The sequence below is a fragment of the Tamlana crocina genome, from assembly GCF_012037625.1.
Window position 1 is genome coordinate 1 of sequence record NZ_JAAVJS010000299.1, and the last position, 422, is coordinate 422.

Genomic DNA, 422 nt, shown 5'->3' on the forward strand with positions numbered 1-422 from the left:
TTTTCCTTTATTTTTTTTCGAAACAAATCTAAATTAGCATCTGAAATTCTGGTGTAATCTTGATCCGCAACATTTACGGACACTTTAATTTTCTCTATACCTTTGGCTGTAAAATGATAGTGATTTTTTGAATCATAAACTTCAAGGATCATTCCAGGCAGACCGTTAAACTTATAAGGACCTTCCGGAATCGGTAGGTTAGGGGCAAACCATGCTTCATAATCCCTGCCCTTAAAGTGTGTACGTGCTAAAGTAGTTTCATATCCCATTATATTTTTTTTACTGTTCTCAATTTTCCAAACTAACTGGGGTAATTTATTCTCTGTTTTATATTTAAATGTAGTAAAATCATATAAACAGATTAATTCATAATTTTTCCGATCCTTATATATTTTATATATAAATTTAGATTTTTGAATCCC

Annotated in this window: 1 protein-coding gene; it reads right to left on the bottom strand. The window is 30.3% G+C overall.

The window, feature by feature from the left end; all coding sequences use genetic code 11:
• The coding region (locus HC176_RS16810; RefSeq protein ID WP_167920164.1) for a GLPGLI family protein at window positions 1-422 on the bottom strand (422 nt) is incomplete at both ends.